The sequence below is a fragment of the Nocardia sp. NPDC050413 genome (assembly GCF_040655475.1).
GTDB classification, from domain to species: domain Bacteria; phylum Actinomycetota; class Actinomycetes; order Mycobacteriales; family Mycobacteriaceae; genus Nocardia; species Nocardia coubleae.
Map to the genome: position 1 here is coordinate 327,667 of NZ_JBFAJZ010000006.1, position 14,364 is coordinate 342,030.

At 69.6% G+C, this 14,364-nt stretch carries 12 protein-coding genes; 9 read left to right on the forward strand and 3 right to left on the reverse strand.

What is annotated here, in order from left to right:
• From AB0I19_RS17950 to AB0I19_RS17965, 4 genes are all read left to right on the forward strand, one after another.
• On the forward strand, window positions 1–2,841 hold the full coding sequence (locus AB0I19_RS17950; RefSeq protein WP_357150035.1) for an ABC transporter substrate-binding protein: 2,841 nt from the start codon (window positions 1–3) through the stop codon (window positions 2,839–2,841).
• A gap of 182 nt (window positions 2,842–3,023) precedes the next feature.
• On the forward strand, window positions 3,024–4,667 hold the full coding sequence (locus AB0I19_RS17955) for a serine/threonine-protein kinase (RefSeq protein WP_357150037.1): 1,644 nt from the start codon (window positions 3,024–3,026) through the stop codon (window positions 4,665–4,667).
• The gene (locus tag AB0I19_RS17960) at window positions 4,654–5,868 is read left to right on the forward strand and encodes a hypothetical protein (RefSeq protein WP_357150040.1); all 1,215 of its coding nucleotides are present in this window, start codon (window positions 4,654–4,656) and stop codon (window positions 5,866–5,868) included. Before AB0I19_RS17955 ends, AB0I19_RS17960 begins: the two co-directional genes overlap by 14 nt.
• Window positions 5,865–7,601, forward strand: a complete 1,737-nt coding sequence (locus AB0I19_RS17965) for a serine/threonine-protein kinase (protein ID WP_357150043.1) — start codon at window positions 5,865–5,867, stop codon at window positions 7,599–7,601. Before AB0I19_RS17960 ends, AB0I19_RS17965 begins: the two co-directional genes overlap by 4 nt.
• Before the next feature lies 1 nt (window position 7,602).
• Here the strand turns inward: AB0I19_RS17965 and AB0I19_RS17970 are convergent, their stop codons facing one another.
• Window positions 7,603–9,027 (reverse strand): amidase, encoded by a 1,425-nt coding sequence (locus AB0I19_RS17970; protein WP_357150046.1) that lies wholly within the window; start codon window positions 9,025–9,027, stop codon window positions 7,603–7,605.
• 149 nt (window positions 9,028–9,176) lie between these two features.
• Here AB0I19_RS17970 and AB0I19_RS17975 point away from each other — a divergent pair, with 149 nt between their 5' ends.
• The 5 genes from AB0I19_RS17975 to AB0I19_RS17995 all read left to right on the forward strand — a co-directional run bounded on the left by AB0I19_RS17975 (window position 9,177) and on the right by AB0I19_RS17995 (window position 12,826).
• Window positions 9,177–10,043: an alpha/beta hydrolase gene (locus AB0I19_RS17975; protein WP_357150049.1), complete on the forward strand. Its 867-nt coding sequence runs from the start codon at window positions 9,177–9,179 to the stop codon at window positions 10,041–10,043.
• Window positions 10,030–10,632 (forward strand): TetR/AcrR family transcriptional regulator, encoded by a 603-nt coding sequence (locus AB0I19_RS17980; RefSeq protein WP_357150052.1) that lies wholly within the window; start codon window positions 10,030–10,032, stop codon window positions 10,630–10,632. Before AB0I19_RS17975 ends, AB0I19_RS17980 begins: the two co-directional genes overlap by 14 nt.
• 63 nt (window positions 10,633–10,695) lie before the next feature.
• Window positions 10,696–11,466, forward strand: a complete 771-nt coding sequence (gene recO, locus AB0I19_RS17985) for a DNA repair protein RecO (protein WP_067486735.1) — start codon at window positions 10,696–10,698, stop codon at window positions 11,464–11,466.
• A 119-nt stretch (window positions 11,467–11,585) separates the two neighbouring features.
• Complete coding sequence (locus tag AB0I19_RS17990) at window positions 11,586–12,398, forward strand: isoprenyl transferase (RefSeq protein WP_067486738.1); 813 nt, start codon at window positions 11,586–11,588, stop codon at window positions 12,396–12,398.
• A 74-nt stretch (window positions 12,399–12,472) separates the two neighbouring features.
• Window positions 12,473–12,826 carry a hypothetical protein gene (locus tag AB0I19_RS17995; protein WP_243749936.1) on the forward strand — a complete coding sequence of 118 codons (354 nt, stop codon included), beginning with the start codon at window positions 12,473–12,475 and terminating at the stop codon, window positions 12,824–12,826.
• Window positions 12,827–12,829: 3 nt separating this feature from the next.
• On the opposite strand, the gene AB0I19_RS18000 is transcribed toward AB0I19_RS17995, so the two are convergent.
• Window positions 12,830–13,573, reverse strand: coding sequence for a hypothetical protein (locus AB0I19_RS18000; protein ID WP_357150055.1), 744 nt, complete (start codon window positions 13,571–13,573; stop codon window positions 12,830–12,832).
• 117 nt (window positions 13,574–13,690) lie between these two features.
• A complete protein-coding gene (locus AB0I19_RS18005; RefSeq protein WP_357150058.1) occupies window positions 13,691–14,293 on the reverse strand; it encodes a TetR/AcrR family transcriptional regulator in 603 nt (200 codons plus the stop codon).
• Window positions 14,294–14,364: the final 71 nt, after the last annotated feature.

Genomic DNA, 14,364 nt, shown 5'->3' on the forward strand with positions numbered 1-14,364 from the left:
GTGCCCGATGCCAACGATGTCGGCAAGCTGCTGGAACTGCTGCGGGCACTGGAGATCCCCGACACCCGCCCCCGGGTGTGGCGCACGCTGGTACACGGCAGGCGAACGCTGCCGCGCCCGATCGTCGAGATGGTCGGCTTACAAGGCCACACCGCGTTGGTCAACGATCTCTACAGCTGGCTGGGGGAGTCCGGCGGCAGGCGGGCCACCCCACGCGCCAGGATCGACCTGCACGCTCCCGACCTGCCGCCCACCCGGCTGAGCCCGGATGTCAACGCGTTCAACGCCGGTCCGCACGCCGACGACCAGGAGATCCCGGACCACTGTCTGCCGATCATCCAGCAACTGGTCGCCGGTTTCGCCACCGACGACACCGCGATGGGCGCCATCAAGTTCCCGCGCTACCGCACCGCCGACTGGCTGACCAGACAGCGCGTCACCTCCGACGAATCCGAGGCGCCCGACGAACTGCGCAGGCGCCTGCCCAAGCTGCTGCGTAGTGGTTCGTCCGCCAACCGTGCCGACGCCACCGAAGGCGCAGCGGGCGGCATGGTTTCGAGCGTGGTCTTCGCTGTGCTGGCCCTGTGGCCGGTGCTGCGCCTGTGGTTGTGGGTGTCGGGACGCATCCCCGGCATGTCGAAGGTGACCCGCTGGTTCCTGCACCAGCGCTATCTCGCACCCGAATTGTCGGGCAGTTTCCTGGGTTTCGCCGCCCGGCTCACCGCCTCGCACCGGGTGGACGAGAACGAGGAACAGGTCGCCAAGCTCCTGATCCACGCCTTCCTGGAGGACCTGCGCGACGCGTATCGCCGCCGCATCTGGCGGCCGTCGAGCTGGCGGCGCACCGCCTACCCGGTTGCCCTGCTCGGTGGTCTCACCGAGGGCGGTGACGGTGCGCGGATCCTCACCTGGATCAACGAGATCCGCAACGAGACCGGCCTTTTCGATCCACTGGTAGTCGTCGCCTTCCGCGACGAAGGGCCGACGCGTGAGGTGGGTGAGCTGTCGAACATCAGCGATCTGCGCACCCTGCGCACGCTGGAAAGCCTCGCCGATCAGCCGACCGCCCAGCCACCCGACCCGCTGCAGACCTGGATCAGGGAGATCGACAGCAGGCGCACACACCGCCAGGCCGACGCCTGGTTCCTGCCGCTGCGCGCGCTGATACCGCCGGATTCCACACCGCGCGTAGGTGATCCGCGTTTCCGCGGGCAGTCGCTACCGCCCGCCCCGCCGATGGCCTCGCGCAGCTGGTTCGTCGGCTTGTGCGTGCTGATCCCGATCGTGCTCGCGGTGGCCGCCGCGCTGGTGTACTTCCCACCACTGCGCGGCGCCTCGTGCTCGCACTGGCCGTGGACGGGCGGGGTGAGCGTGAGCATGGTCGACGGCGAATGCGTCGGCTACAGCGACAACGTCGCCCAGACCTTCGCCGACGATCCGGAACTGTCGGCCATGCAGCGCGAGGTGTTCCGCCTGAACGAGGCGGCCGCCGATGCGCGCGAGAGCAACCCGAACCGGCCGCTGATCTCGCTGGTCTACTTCGCGGGGCTCAGCTACGTCGACACCAATGTGCGCTACCCGCACGCACAGGTCGAGGAGCTGGCCGGGCTCGCGGTGCAGCAGCGCCGTGCCCTGCTCGCCTCCGACGAGTCCGAACCGTTGCTGCGGATCATCATCGCCAACGGCGGTTCGGATATGCGCCATGCCCGGTGGGTGGTCGAGAACCGCTTACGTCCGCTCGTCGCCGACGACCCGAGCGTGCTCGGTGTGGTCGGCATCGACCGTAGCACCGACGAAACCCGCAAGGCCATCACGCGATTGGGTGAGCTGGGCGTGCCCGCGGTGGCGACCACCCTGTCGGCCGACGGGCTCGAGCAGGCATCGCCGCTGTATTTCCAAGCGGCGCCGAGCAATTCGGTCCAGGCCCGGTTGGTAGCCGACTACATGCAGGGCGCGCGCGCCGCCGATGGCACCCCGCGCTACGACAAAGTCACCATCTACCACCCTGTGGCACCCGACGATCTGTACGTGACCACCCTGGTCGAGGATCTTCAGAAGGAGCTCACCGAACGCGGTGTGACGCACCGGAGCACGAGCTGGCGCGCGCAGCACGAGCTCAACGTTCTGCCCGCACCGTGCGAGGCGGAGTCCTTCGATCGGCGCGAACTGCTCTTCTTCGCGGGCCGCAACGACGACTTCCCGACCTTCGCCAAGGCCCTCAGTCGCGGTTGTATCAGCGGTGACGGACCGGCGCTGCTCGGCAACGACGCGGTGACGAGGCTGATCACCGATCCGCGCGCGACCATCGCCCTTCCCGCCAACCTGACGGTGCGCTACGTGGCGAAGGCGGCGCCGGTGATGCTCGGTGGCGCCGACTGCGTGAAGGGCGTCGGCAAACTCGGTGACCGGCCGGTGCCGTTCGAACACGAACAGTTGTGCGCCGAGCTCGCCGGGCTCATCGAGGACCTGCGCGCCTATCCGGCAATGGCCGAATACCAGCCGACCTGGGCGGGGGACAGGACCGGGCTTGCCTTCGATGTGAGTGGGCTGTTCCTGCAGGCTGTGCGCGTCAGTCGTGGCGTACTGGGCGACCAGCCGCCCAACCGGACGGCGATCGCGGTGCAGTTGCGCGAGGCCGACTATCGCGGTGTCACCGGCACATTGGGCTTCTCCACCAAACGGGTCGCCGACGGGTCGTCGATCGCGGTGCTCGTCACCACCGCGGTGGGCGGGGGCGGACCGCAGCGCTGCCTGATGATGTTCCCCCGCCAACCCGGGCAGGACGGGTGCCCGTCCGGAACCAAGAGCGATCTCGAAAGCTGGCGCGAACCGGGCCGGTAGCCCGTTCGCACCCGGAATTGCTGGACCGCACAGCCTGATCCGTGCTGTTATAGTCGCTCGGGCATGGTCGGGAACCGTTGATTTCCGGGGGCTGACCTGGTGCGGGCCGACCATTCCGGTCCTCGTGCCTGTTCTCTGCCGGAAGGGTCCCGGCAGTGTGGTGAACGTGGGAGACCGGGCGGGTGAGTATTGCCGAGGGCGCGGAGTTCGCCGGCTACCTGATCGAGCGGAAGCTGGGCTCCGGTGGCATGGGCACCGTGTACCTGGCGCGGCACCCGCGTCTGCCCCGCCACGACGCGATCAAGATCCTCGCCGACGACCACGCCGACGACGCGGAGTACCGGGCGCGGTTTTTGCGCGAAGCCGAATTCGCCGCCGGGCTGCAGCATCCGAACCTGGTCGCGGTGCGCGACCGCGGCGAAACCGAGGGCAAGCTCTGGATCGCCACCCAGTACGTCGCGGGTTCCGACGCCGCCGACCTGATCCGGCGCGCCCCCGGCGGGCTCGACCCGGCACGTGCGGTGCACATCATCGGTGAAACGGCCCGCGGCCTCGACGAGGTGCATCGTGCGGGACTGCTGCACCGCGACGTGAAACCGGCCAACATCCTCGTCGCCGAACAGTCGGGTCTGCCCGACAGGGTGCTGATCACCGACTTCGGCATCGCCCGGCACGCCGAGGACACCGCGACGCTGTCGGCCGGTGGTGGCTTCACCGCGACGCTGTCCTATGTCGCGCCCGAACGACTGGGCGGTGACCACGTCGATCGCCGTGCCGATGTCTACGCCCTCGGCTGCTCGCTGTTCCAATTGCTCACCGGCACTGTCCCGTTCCCGCGGCAGACGGCCGCCGCGGTGATGTATGCCCACCTGCACGAACCGCCGCCGCGGCCGTCCGCGTTGCGCCCCGGGCTCCCGGCGGGCTTCGACGCGGTGATCGCGCGGGCACTGGCCAAAGACCCGGCGCAGCGGTTCGATTCGTGTGGTGCGTTGGCCGCCGCGGCCCGCGAAGCGATGAACGGGTCCGCACCCGCATCGTCGGCACCACAGGTGCGCAGCCCTGCGGCACCCGCCTCCGCCGCTGTCTCGAACTCGGTACATCCATCCACCCCGCCTCCGCAGTACGTTGCGGGAGTCGCTGCGGCAGTGCCGGATCCACGAGAGCGCTTCGTCCACGAAGACCCGTTCACGGCGGTGCTGCTACCACGACGCACCCCGTTCGCCCGGCTCGTCCGCCGTCGTCGTTTCTGGATCGCGGCAGCGGCGGTGTTCATGGTCGGCGTCGTCACCGCCGCGATGCTCGGGACCGGTGGCGGCACCGAGTCGCCGAGCGTGCAGGCCACCACCTCGCCGCCGCCCGTACCACCGGCGACCGCGTGGGGCGCCTACAGCTTCATCGCCGACCTGTTTCCCGACTTGCTGCCCGCCTTTCAGCTCGGCGTCGGATACCAGGAGTTGACGGCCTGCTACATGATCAACGACAACGGCGACCATGTTCCGACCGACACACTCGCGCCTTTCGCGCGGATGCGCTGTGAAGGCAACCGCGACCCGGCGGAGTCGGTCACCATCGAATGCAAGACCGACCGCTCGCTCATGTCGCCACCGCCGAGCACTGACACAGTGGAGGGCAGCGAACAGTGGCGGCGTACGTCCGGGACCGGGAATCTGCACTGGGGCAGGAACACCGATGTGGACGGGAATCCCCTCGGCAATCTGTCGATCTATTTCGACGAGCCCGCCCGGTCGTTCTGCCGGATCAGGGTCGTCGGCGGCGCCAACGGCGCCGAACTGCGCGAGAGGTGGTGGGCCGATGCGCCGCTGTGATTCCCGTGCGACTCGCGGCCTGCTCGGTGCAGTCCTGTTGACCGCCGCGGTGACCGGCTGCCGGGTATCCGGGACGGCGGAGCCGGTCCGGGTCGACCTCGCCAACTTGGATTATGGGCATTACCAGCATGTTCCGCTACAGGCCCCGCCGGGAACCGAATACTCGGGGCGGGTGATCGAGTCGCTGCGGATCGGCGAGGTCATGGTCAATCCGGCCGAAGCCGATTCCGCGCTGTCGGTCCCACCCTCCAGATGGGATGCCGTGCCGCTGCCGACTCCGGCGAAGGTGTCGGGTGTGCTGTCCGAACAGGCACGTGCCGTGCTCAGCGAACACGGCATGCTCGCCGGTTTCGTCGTCAGCGGGACCGACACGGCCCGCACCCGGCAGCTGACCGTGCTGGCCCTTCGCATGCCGAACGCGGCTGCGGCGACCGCGGCGGCGGCCGGCCTCGACGCCACCGACGCAGCGGTCAACGCCGACAACGTCGCGGTGCCGATCCCGAAGTACCCTGCGGCCAAGGCGCATTGGCGTCCCACGGTGGCGAGCATGGCGGCCACCATCGCACACGGCGCGTTCGTGGTGAGCGTGTACGCCGTGCACACCACCCCCGATGCCGCGGCGCTGACCACTCTGATCGGCGCGGCGTTCGACGCGCAATTGCCCGAACTCGACCGCTTCGTGCCGACGGCGCCCGAGCGGTTCGCCGACCTGCCGATCGACGGTGAGGGCATGCTGGCCCGGATGGTGCCGGAGAAGGTGGGTCGCTGGTCGTCGCCCGCGGTGGTGCTGGTCGACGCGGACAACATCGCGGGCGGAAAGGGCATGCTGCACGCCCGGGGCGTGGTGTACGGCCCCAACGCGACCTTTCTGATGAGTTCACGCCAGCACCGGAGTTCCGCGAATGCTCTGGCGTTGATGGGCTTCGACGGCCTCAAGCGCTACTTCGATGCCACCGAGGCGCGTCAGGCCTACGAGCGCGGCGCCACGGAGTGGCCGGCGGAACTGCGACCGCTGCCCGGTCCCGCGGGTATCGTGGACATCCGGTGCGGCGACTCCGGCGCGTCCGATAGCGAGCCGGAGGTTCGCTATGTGTGCGCACTGCTGCACGGCCGCTATATCGCCACGATCTTCGCGCCGACCGAACAGCAGATCCGGCAGAAGGCGGCCGCCCAGTACAGCCTGCTGGAACTGGCCGAATGACCGCGCAGCTGCGCCCGGGTGCGGTCTTCGCCGGGTATGTGATCGAGCGAGTGCTCGGCAGTGGTGGCATGGGCACCGTCTACGCCGCGCGTCATCCGCGACTCCCGCGCTGGGATGCGCTCAAAGTGCTCGGTGACGCGCCCAGCGCCTCCGCCGAATTCCGGGCCAGGTTCATCAGGGCGGCCGAACTGGCAGCTCGGATCGACCACCCGAATGTGGTGGCGGTCCACGATCGCGGGATGGACCAGGGCGCGCTGTGGATCGCGATGCAGTACGTGGCGGGCACCGATGCCGCTTCCGTGCTGCGTCATGGCCTGCCCGATGCGCGGTTGGCGCTACACATCGTCACCGAAGCCGCCGCCGGACTGGACGCGGCCCACCGCGCCGGACTGCTGCACCGCGACGTCAAGCCCGCCAACTTGATGCTGGAATCGCGCGCGGGGGAGCCGGACCGGGTGTTGGTCGCCGATTTCGGCATCGCCAAGTCCGGCACCGACGGCACCGCGCTGACCGAGTCCGGCGTGTTCCTGGCCACCCTCGCCTACGCCGCGCCGGAATTGATCCGGCTCGACGCCGTCGATCATCGCGCCGACCAATACTCGCTGGGCTGCACGCTTTTCGAGCTGCTCACCGGCCGCAAGCCGTTCCCGCGCGACACGCCCGCCGCCGTCATCAACGCCCACCTGACCGCACCACCACCCCGGCCCACCGAGCTGAATCCGCGCCTCCCACCTGCCGTCGACGCGGTGATCGCCCGCGCGCTGGCCAAGAACCCCGATGACCGCTACGCAAGCTGTGGCGCCCTGGCGGCGGCCGCGTCCGCGGCATTCGGCGCCCCGGTGCCGCCAGTGGCGCGCACCGGGCAGCCCGAGGCAGTGCTGCCGCGGAACCCACCGATCGGACAACTCGGCGCGTCGCCGGGGGCCGGCGTGTCCAGTGGTGCGCCGGGAGTTTCGAGCGGCGTGCCGCCGATGCCGGGCGGAGCGCCGGGTACACAGGGCGCTTTGCACGGCGCACGCAGCGTGCAGGGTCGTGCGTCGGAGGCTCCGGGAGGGGTACGCACACAGGCTATTTCGCACGGTGCACAGCAGGGCTGGGCCGCCGGTGGCGGCTCGACCGTCGACCGACCGCGCAGGCGACGTTCGCTGGTGGCCGGAGCGGCCGTCGTGGTCACCGTCGCCGCGCTCGCCGTGGGGATCGTCGCGCTGAACCGGGACGACGCGAGGACCCCCGAGATCGCCGCGACATCGGTGGCCCCGACGACGGCCGCCGAATCACCGTGGAAGGCCCACGAATACATTGTGCGGGCGTTTCCCGAGCTGCTCCCGAAATCTCCGTTCGCCAGTGGCTACCAGGGCACTCGGTGCGCCGCGATCGACAAGAACTACGACCCCGTACCGCTGGACCAACTCGGTGACATGGGCACCCTCAGCTGCAACGGCGATCGCGCTCCGGTCGAGCGGATGACGGTGGCCTGCAAAGGCAATCGCGCACCGGGCACCGCCGGTAAGTTCGACGACGCCTTCGCGACCAGGGAAGAGTTGTGGGAGCGGCCGTCGGGCCGGGGGCGGATCGTCATCCAGGACATCCCCGGCCGCGTTCCCGGTACCGTCGCCGGTGCGCTGAGCATCCAATTCGACGACACCGCCCGCAACTTCTGCCTGATCGTCGTCCTCGGCGGGACGGACGGCACCGACCTCTACAACCGCTGGTGGGTGAACGCCCCGCTCTGACTCACCACCACGCTGCCGGCCGCTGACGCTCCCAGTGCAGCACCGATTCGAGCTGCGCCGCAACAGAGATGAGCAGCGGCTCGGTGTTCGCCGTGCCCATCAGTTGCGCGCCGATCGGTAGTCCGGTCTCGGTGAAGCCCGCCGGCACGTTCACACTCGGCCAGCCGAGGACGTTCCACGGCCACGTATACGGGCAAGCGCCGGTGATGAGGGCATTGGTCGAGCTCGTACCGATGCCGTCGATGTCCTCGGCATGCGGCGCGGGGGTAGCGGTGGTAGGCGCGAGCACCAGGTCGTAGTCGTCGAAGAAGCCGCCGATTCTTCTGTGCAGCAACGGTTCCAGGCGGCGGGCGGCGAACAGGGCTGGGCCGTCGAGTAGTCGCCCGATGCGCGCGTTGGCGGTGGTCCGTGGGTCGACGACGGCGCCGGGCATCGTGCGGTGCACCTGGCTGATCCCGGCCAGTGAACGCGGCAGGAACGACGCTCCGACCAGCAGACCGTAGTGCAGATCGGCCACGGTCACCGTGTGCCCGAGCCCGCGCAGGGTGCCCGCCATCGCGTGCACGGCGGCCGCGATCTCGGGATCGAGTGCGGTCTTGGTCGCGGTGAACGGAATGCTCAGCGACACAGCGATTCTCAGCTTGCCCGGGTCGCGGCCGACGGCGGCACGCGCGTCGATCGGAGCGGGGGTGTGCAGGTCACCGTCGTGCGCGCCGGCGGCCACGTCGAGCAGCAGGGCCGCGTCGGCCACCGTGCGCGCCAGCGGTCCGTTGACGGTGAGCCCGTGGAACGCCTCCGGCAGCGGCCAGGTGGAGATCCGGCCGCGCTGCGGTTTGATGCCGACCAGATTGGTCCACGCCGCCGGGATTCGCACCGAACCCGCGCCGTCGGAACCCAGTGCGGCAGGGACTATTCCGGCCGCGACCGCCGCCGCCGAACCGCCCGAGGAACCACCCGGCGTACGGGTGCGGTCCCATGGATTGCGGGTGTGCCCGAAGGCCGCGCCGCTGGTGAACGGCAGCTGGCCGAGTTCGCAGGTGTTGGTTTTGCCGACGATCACCGCACCCGCCGCGCGTAACCGGCGCACCGATTCGGCGTCCTCGGTGGCGGGCGGGAATTCGCCACCGCAGCCGAAGGCGGTGGGTTCGCCGGCCACATCGGTGTCGTCCTTGACCGCGACGGGCACCCCGAGCAGCGGCAACCGGACACCGGCGGCCAGCCGCGCGTCGGCCTCGGCGGCCTCGCGCAGGGCGGCCGCCCGGCGCACCACCCGGAACGCGTTGAGCGTCGGCTGCGACGCCTCGATACGGTCGAGTGCGTCGGTGACGGCGGCGACCGAACTGGTCGTGCCGCCGGTCAGGGCCGAGGCGAGTTCGGCGAGGCCGAGGTCGGCCGGTGGCGGCACGATGCGGTCGGGCGCGGACATCTGAACTCCGTCTCGGCAGGTAGTCGCCTCGACGCTATCCCTCAACTGGTCACTCGTCCACATACCCTAGGTGGATATTTCCAGCCTAGACATACATACGGCATGTATGTAACAGTGGTTGGGCCAAGCTTTCGATCAGGGGAGAACCCATGGGAATCAGCTCAGCACTCGGCCCGGCGCACGACCTCACGCTGTCGTCGGGCCGCATCCGCTATCACGACACCGGAACAGGATCACCGGTCGTCTTCGTCCACGGCCTGCTCGTCAACGCCGATCTGTGGCGTGGTGTCGTTCCCGGCCTCGTCGCGGCCGGACACCGCTGCCTCACACCCGACTGGCCGCTCGGCTCCCATTCGATTCCGATGCCCGACGCCGACCTCACACCCGCCGGCCTGGCCGACCTCATCGCGGATTTCCTCGACGCGCTCGACCTCACCGATGTCACGATCGTCGCCAACGACACCGGCGGCGCCCTCACCCAGATCCTGATGACTCGCCACCCGGAACGGATCGGCCGCGTCGTCCTCGCCGCCGTCGACTGCTACGAGGTCTTCCCGCCGCAGCCGTTCACGACCCTGGTCCACCTGACGAAGATCCCCGGCGCCATCGCCGCGTTGCTCGCCCCGTTGCGCTGGCGGCCCGCACAGCGACTGCCGCTCGCCTTCGGCTGGGTGACCAAACACGCACTGCCCCAACCGATCGCGGAGTCCTACCTCGGTCCCGCCCGGCGCGACGCCGGGATCAGGGCGGACCTGCGCCGCTTCGCCGCGGGCGTGGACGCCCGGCACACCCTGGCCGCCGCCGAACGATTCGCCGAGGTCGACCTGCCGGTCCTCGTCGTCTGGTCCACCGAGGACAAGCTGTTCCCGATGTCGCTGGCCCGTCGGCTGGTCGCCGACCTGCCGCGGGCGAGCCTGCGTACCGTCGACGATTCCTACACCTTCCTGCCCGAGGACCAGCCGGAGTTGCTCGCCGAACTGATCGTGGAGTTCACTCGGCTGCATGCAGCGCCGTAGTCAGGAGGACCGATCCCGCACCACCCGCGCCGCGCTCGAGCAGGCAGGCCGTGACCTGTTCGCCGAGCGCGGCTTCGCCGGTACCTCCGCCGAGCAGTTGGTGGCGGCCGCCGGCGTCACCCGCGGTGCCCTGCACCACCACTACGGCGACAAGCGCGGGCTGTTTCTCGCGGTGCTCGAACAGATCGAGACCGAGGCCACGGCCGAGATCGCGCGCGCGATCGACGCGGCCGACCCCGGCGACGTCGTCGCGGGCATGACGGCCGGACTGGCCTGTTTCCTCGATATCTGCGGCCGCCCGGAGATGCTGCGCATCGTCCTCATGGACGCCCCTACGGTCCTGGGGTGGCCGGCCTTTCGCGAGTTCGAATCCCGGCACGGGCTCGGCCTGATCACCGCCGAACTCCAGCGCGCCGTCGATTCCGGCATCGTCCCCGCTGTCCCGGTCCCGGTGCTCGCGCAGCTGCTGCTCAGCGCGATCACCGAAGCCTCGCTCATCGTCGCGCACGCCGAGGACCCCGACCGCGCCCGCGCCGAGACCCAGCAATCGCTGCTGCTGCTCATCACCGGCCTGCTCAGGCCGAGCTGACCGCTTGGAGGGGAGTGCCGTGTCCGTGGACGCGGTGTCGGGGCGACGTGGAAGACTGGGCGCGTGCGGTTGTATCGGGACGAGGCGGTGGTGGTCCGTCAGCACAAGCTGGGCGAGGCCGATCGCATCGTCACGCTGCTGACCAGGCAACACGGGCTGGTGCGCGCCGTCGCCAAGGGTGTGCGGCGGACCAAGTCGAAGTTCGGTGCCCGGCTCGAGCCGTTCGCCTACATCGACGTGCAGTTGCACCCGGGCCGCACCCTCGACATCGTCACCCAGGTCACCACCGTCGAAGCGTTCGCCGCCGACATCATCGACGACTACGGCCGCTACACCACCGCCTGCGCGATCCTCGAGACCGCCGAGCGTCTCGCCGGTGAGGAACGCGCCCCCGCCCCGAAACTGCACGCGCTCACCGCGAGCGCTTTGCGTGCCATCGCCGCGAAACAGCGCCCCCACGAGCTGATTCTCGACGCATACCTGTTGCGCGCCATGGGTTTCGCCGGTTGGGCACCCGCCCTCGACGAATGCGCCCGCTGCGCGACTCCCGGCCCGCATCGAGCCTTCCACGTCGCCGCCGGTGGCGCGGTGTGCGTGCACTGCCGCCCACCCGGCGCGAGCACGCCCGCCGCGGGCGTGCTCGACCTGCTCGTCGCGCTGCTGAAGGGGGAGTGGGCCTACATCGCGGAGGTTCCCGACAATGTGCGCCGCCAGGCCAGCGGTCTGGTCGCCGCCCATCTGCAGTGGCATCTGGAACGCCAGCTGCGCACCCTGCCGCTGATCGAGCGCAGTCGCGTCGAACCCGGCGCCGCGACGGCCGGCCGCGCGGGCTGAGAGTCGGAGCGCGTGCGGGGCTCGGTGCGCGATCGGGCATCGCCGGGGGAGCCCGTGTTGTCGTGTGGTCCGGCCGCGATGTCGGAGCCCGTGCGGAGTGCGGCGGGGGATCAGGCAGGATGGAGGCCGTGATCCTCCGTCGTGACCCCGCCGCTGGGAGCAGCTCGACCCGCACCGTCCGTCCGCCGTCGCAGCACCCCTCCGGTGCCCGCCCGCCCGCGATCCCGCCGGAGCTGGTGCCCAACCACGTCGCGCTGGTGATGGATGGCAACGGACGCTGGGCTCAAGAGCGAGGTCTGCCGCGCACCGCGGGCCACGAACGCGGCGAGGCCGTACTCATGGACGCGGTCGAGGGCTCCATCGAGATCGGTGTGAAGTGGCTGTCGGCCTACGCCTTCTCCACCGAGAACTGGCGCCGCAGCCCCGACGAGGTCCGCTTCCTCATGGGCTTCAACCGCGACGTGATCCGCCGCCGCCGCGACGAGATGCACGAGATGGGTGTGCGGGTCCGCTGGGCCGGGCGCCGACCGCGCCTGTGGCGCAGCGTCATCAAGGAGCTCGAGGTGGCCGAGGAGCTCACCAAGGACAACGACGTGATGACGCTGACCATGTGCGTCAACTACGGTGGCCGCGCCGAAATCGCCGACGCCGCACGCGAAATCGCGCGCCGGGTGGCGGCGGGGGAGATCGACCCCGAAAAGGTCGACGAGTCGACCGTCGCCCGCTACCTCGACGAGCCGGACATGCCCGATGTGGACCTGTTCCTTCGTCCGTCAGGTGAGTTCCGCAGCTCCAACTTCCTCATCTGGCAGGCCGCCTACGCCGAATTCGTTTACCAGGACACGCTTTTCCCCGACTTCGACCGGCGTAACCTGTGGGCCGCGTGCTTGGAATACGCCAAGCGCGACCGCCGTTTCGGTGGAACCAAATGAGCGACGGAGCCGACATGGACGCCACGGTCACCCCCGAACTGGACCTGCAGGCGCGCACCGGCGCCTGCCTGCAGATGCAGGACATCGACGTGCGCGTGGACGCCGACGGGTCGCTCGGTTTCGAGTACGACGGCGCGCTGTCGTCGATCCGCGCCGTCACCCTCGCGCCCGGCCTCACCGTGCTCTCGATGACGTGCGTGCTGGCCTGGGACCGACCGCTCAAGCCGCAACTGCACAAGCGGGTCGCCGAACGCAACGCCGAGATCCAGTTCGGTTCGGTCACCCTGATCTCGCGCGGCAAGCTGGCCGACATCATCCTGCGTTACACGTTCCCGGCCGAGGGCCTCGACGATCAGGCCCTCACCACCATGCTGCTGCTCACGCTGTCCGGCGCGAGCAAGGCCAGGCAGGGCTTGCTCGCGCCGTAGCCGCTAGCCGGCCGGCTTCCAGGTGATCTTGCCCCCCTGGAAGTCCTGGGCCTTGCCGCCCTGGTAGTCGTATTCGTCGCTGGTCGGGTAGCCGTAGCGGCCGTTCTCGGCGCCCGCGCGGATCCAGTCGGCCTGGATGCTGCCCCATACCGCGTGCGCACCGGTGGTCGAGGACCAGTAGATGGCGCCGGTGGGGAACATGGTGAACTGGCCGTCGGCCTTGCCCGCCTTGGCCACATCGGTGAGCGGGAAGCCGAGCGGGCTCGACTCCCAGCCCAGGGCCGCCCACTTGTCCTTGATCGGGCCGCTGATCTGGTGTGCGCCGGTGCCGACGGACCAGTAGATCGAGCCGCGCTGGAAGTGGTTGAACCGGCCGTTGCCCGCCGGGGTGGACAGTTCGCGGGTGACCGGGTAGCCGAGCGTCCCCGACTCGTTGCCGAGGGCCGCGTACTTGTCGCGGATCTGCCCCGCGACGGTGTTGGCGTTGGTGTCGGGGTGCCAGTAGATCGCCGCGTTGTTGGCGAAGGTCTGGTACTTGCCGCCCGCCGCCGCGTCGGCCTCCGGGCCGGTGGGGTCGCCGAGTGCGGCGCCGCCCACCTGGTCGTATTCGGTTTCGATCGCACCGCCCACCTCGAATGCGCCGATCATCCTCGCCTGCGCCGTCCCGGCGGCGGCAGCGGCTGCCACGGTGACGGCGGCCAGGACGGTCAGGCCGCGGGTGCGAAGCGTTCGTCGGTGTAGTGCCACAGGAAACTCCCTGGTCGGATCGATATCGGCGATGTCCGGCGCACGGGACCCCCTCCGGTGCCGCCCCCGAACCTACCCCGAACGTGCCGGTCTCAACAGTGAGGTTCCCGACAACAGCTACGGTCGCGGCCCGGGAAGCATCACGTCGACACCGCGCGCGAAATCCTCCGGCGTCACGTCGTCGAGCAGCAGATGCTGGAGGATGAAACCCGGTAGGAGGCCGATCAGTGTCTTGGCGAGGGCGTCGACATCGGCGTCGGCCGGTACCCAGCCGAGCTCACGCATCCTGGTCGCGTACTCGACCCACAATTCCCGCATCCCCGCGATCGACTCGCGCACCGGGATCGCGGCCGCATCGGGCTGGACCATTGCCAGCGCCCACACCTGCGGTGCGAGCCGCAGCGGTCCGTCCGGGCCGCTGCGCGCGACGATCTCGCCGGTGAGCATGCGAACCACCTCGGCCGGGGTCGGTGGTTGCTCTGCCCTGATCTTGTTGGCGAGCAGCTCGCGCAGCGGTCCGAGGGTGCGTGCGACGAGCGCCCAGATGATCTGGTCCTTGCTCGCGAAATACCGGTAGACAGCGCCTGCCGACATCCCCGATTCGGTGAAGACGTCCTGCATAGATGTCTCGTGGAAGCCCTTGCGGGCGAAGCACAGTTGCGCGGCATCGAGGATCTGCTGCCTGCGGCGTTCCAGGTGTTCTTCGCTGACTCTGGGCATGCCTAAAAGTAAAACGAATACTCGTTCTTGACAAGCGAGTGAGAGTGGTGTCATGGTTGAGCCACCAAAAA

Bases quoted from the DNA above. Each gene is read 5' to 3' on its own strand.
- AB0I19_RS17965 (WP_357150043.1), top strand. From the start codon at position 5,865: ATGACCGCGCAGCTGCGCCCGGGTGCGGTCTTCGCCGGGTATGTGATC.
- AB0I19_RS17980 (WP_357150052.1), top strand. From the start codon at position 10,030: ATGCAGCGCCGTAGTCAGGAGGACCGATCCCGCACCACCCGCGCCGCG.
- AB0I19_RS17970 (WP_357150046.1), bottom strand. From the start codon at position 9,027: ATGTCCGCGCCCGACCGCATCGTGCCGCCACCGGCCGACCTCGGCCTC.
- AB0I19_RS17995 (WP_243749936.1), top strand. From the start codon at position 12,473: ATGCAGGACATCGACGTGCGCGTGGACGCCGACGGGTCGCTCGGTTTC.
- AB0I19_RS17990 (WP_067486738.1), top strand. From the start codon at position 11,586: ATGGAGGCCGTGATCCTCCGTCGTGACCCCGCCGCTGGGAGCAGCTCG.
- AB0I19_RS17960 (WP_357150040.1), top strand. From the start codon at position 4,654: ATGCGCCGCTGTGATTCCCGTGCGACTCGCGGCCTGCTCGGTGCAGTC.
- AB0I19_RS18005 (WP_357150058.1), bottom strand. From the start codon at position 14,293: ATGCCCAGAGTCAGCGAAGAACACCTGGAACGCCGCAGGCAGCAGATC.
- AB0I19_RS17975 (WP_357150049.1), top strand. From the start codon at position 9,177: ATGGGAATCAGCTCAGCACTCGGCCCGGCGCACGACCTCACGCTGTCG.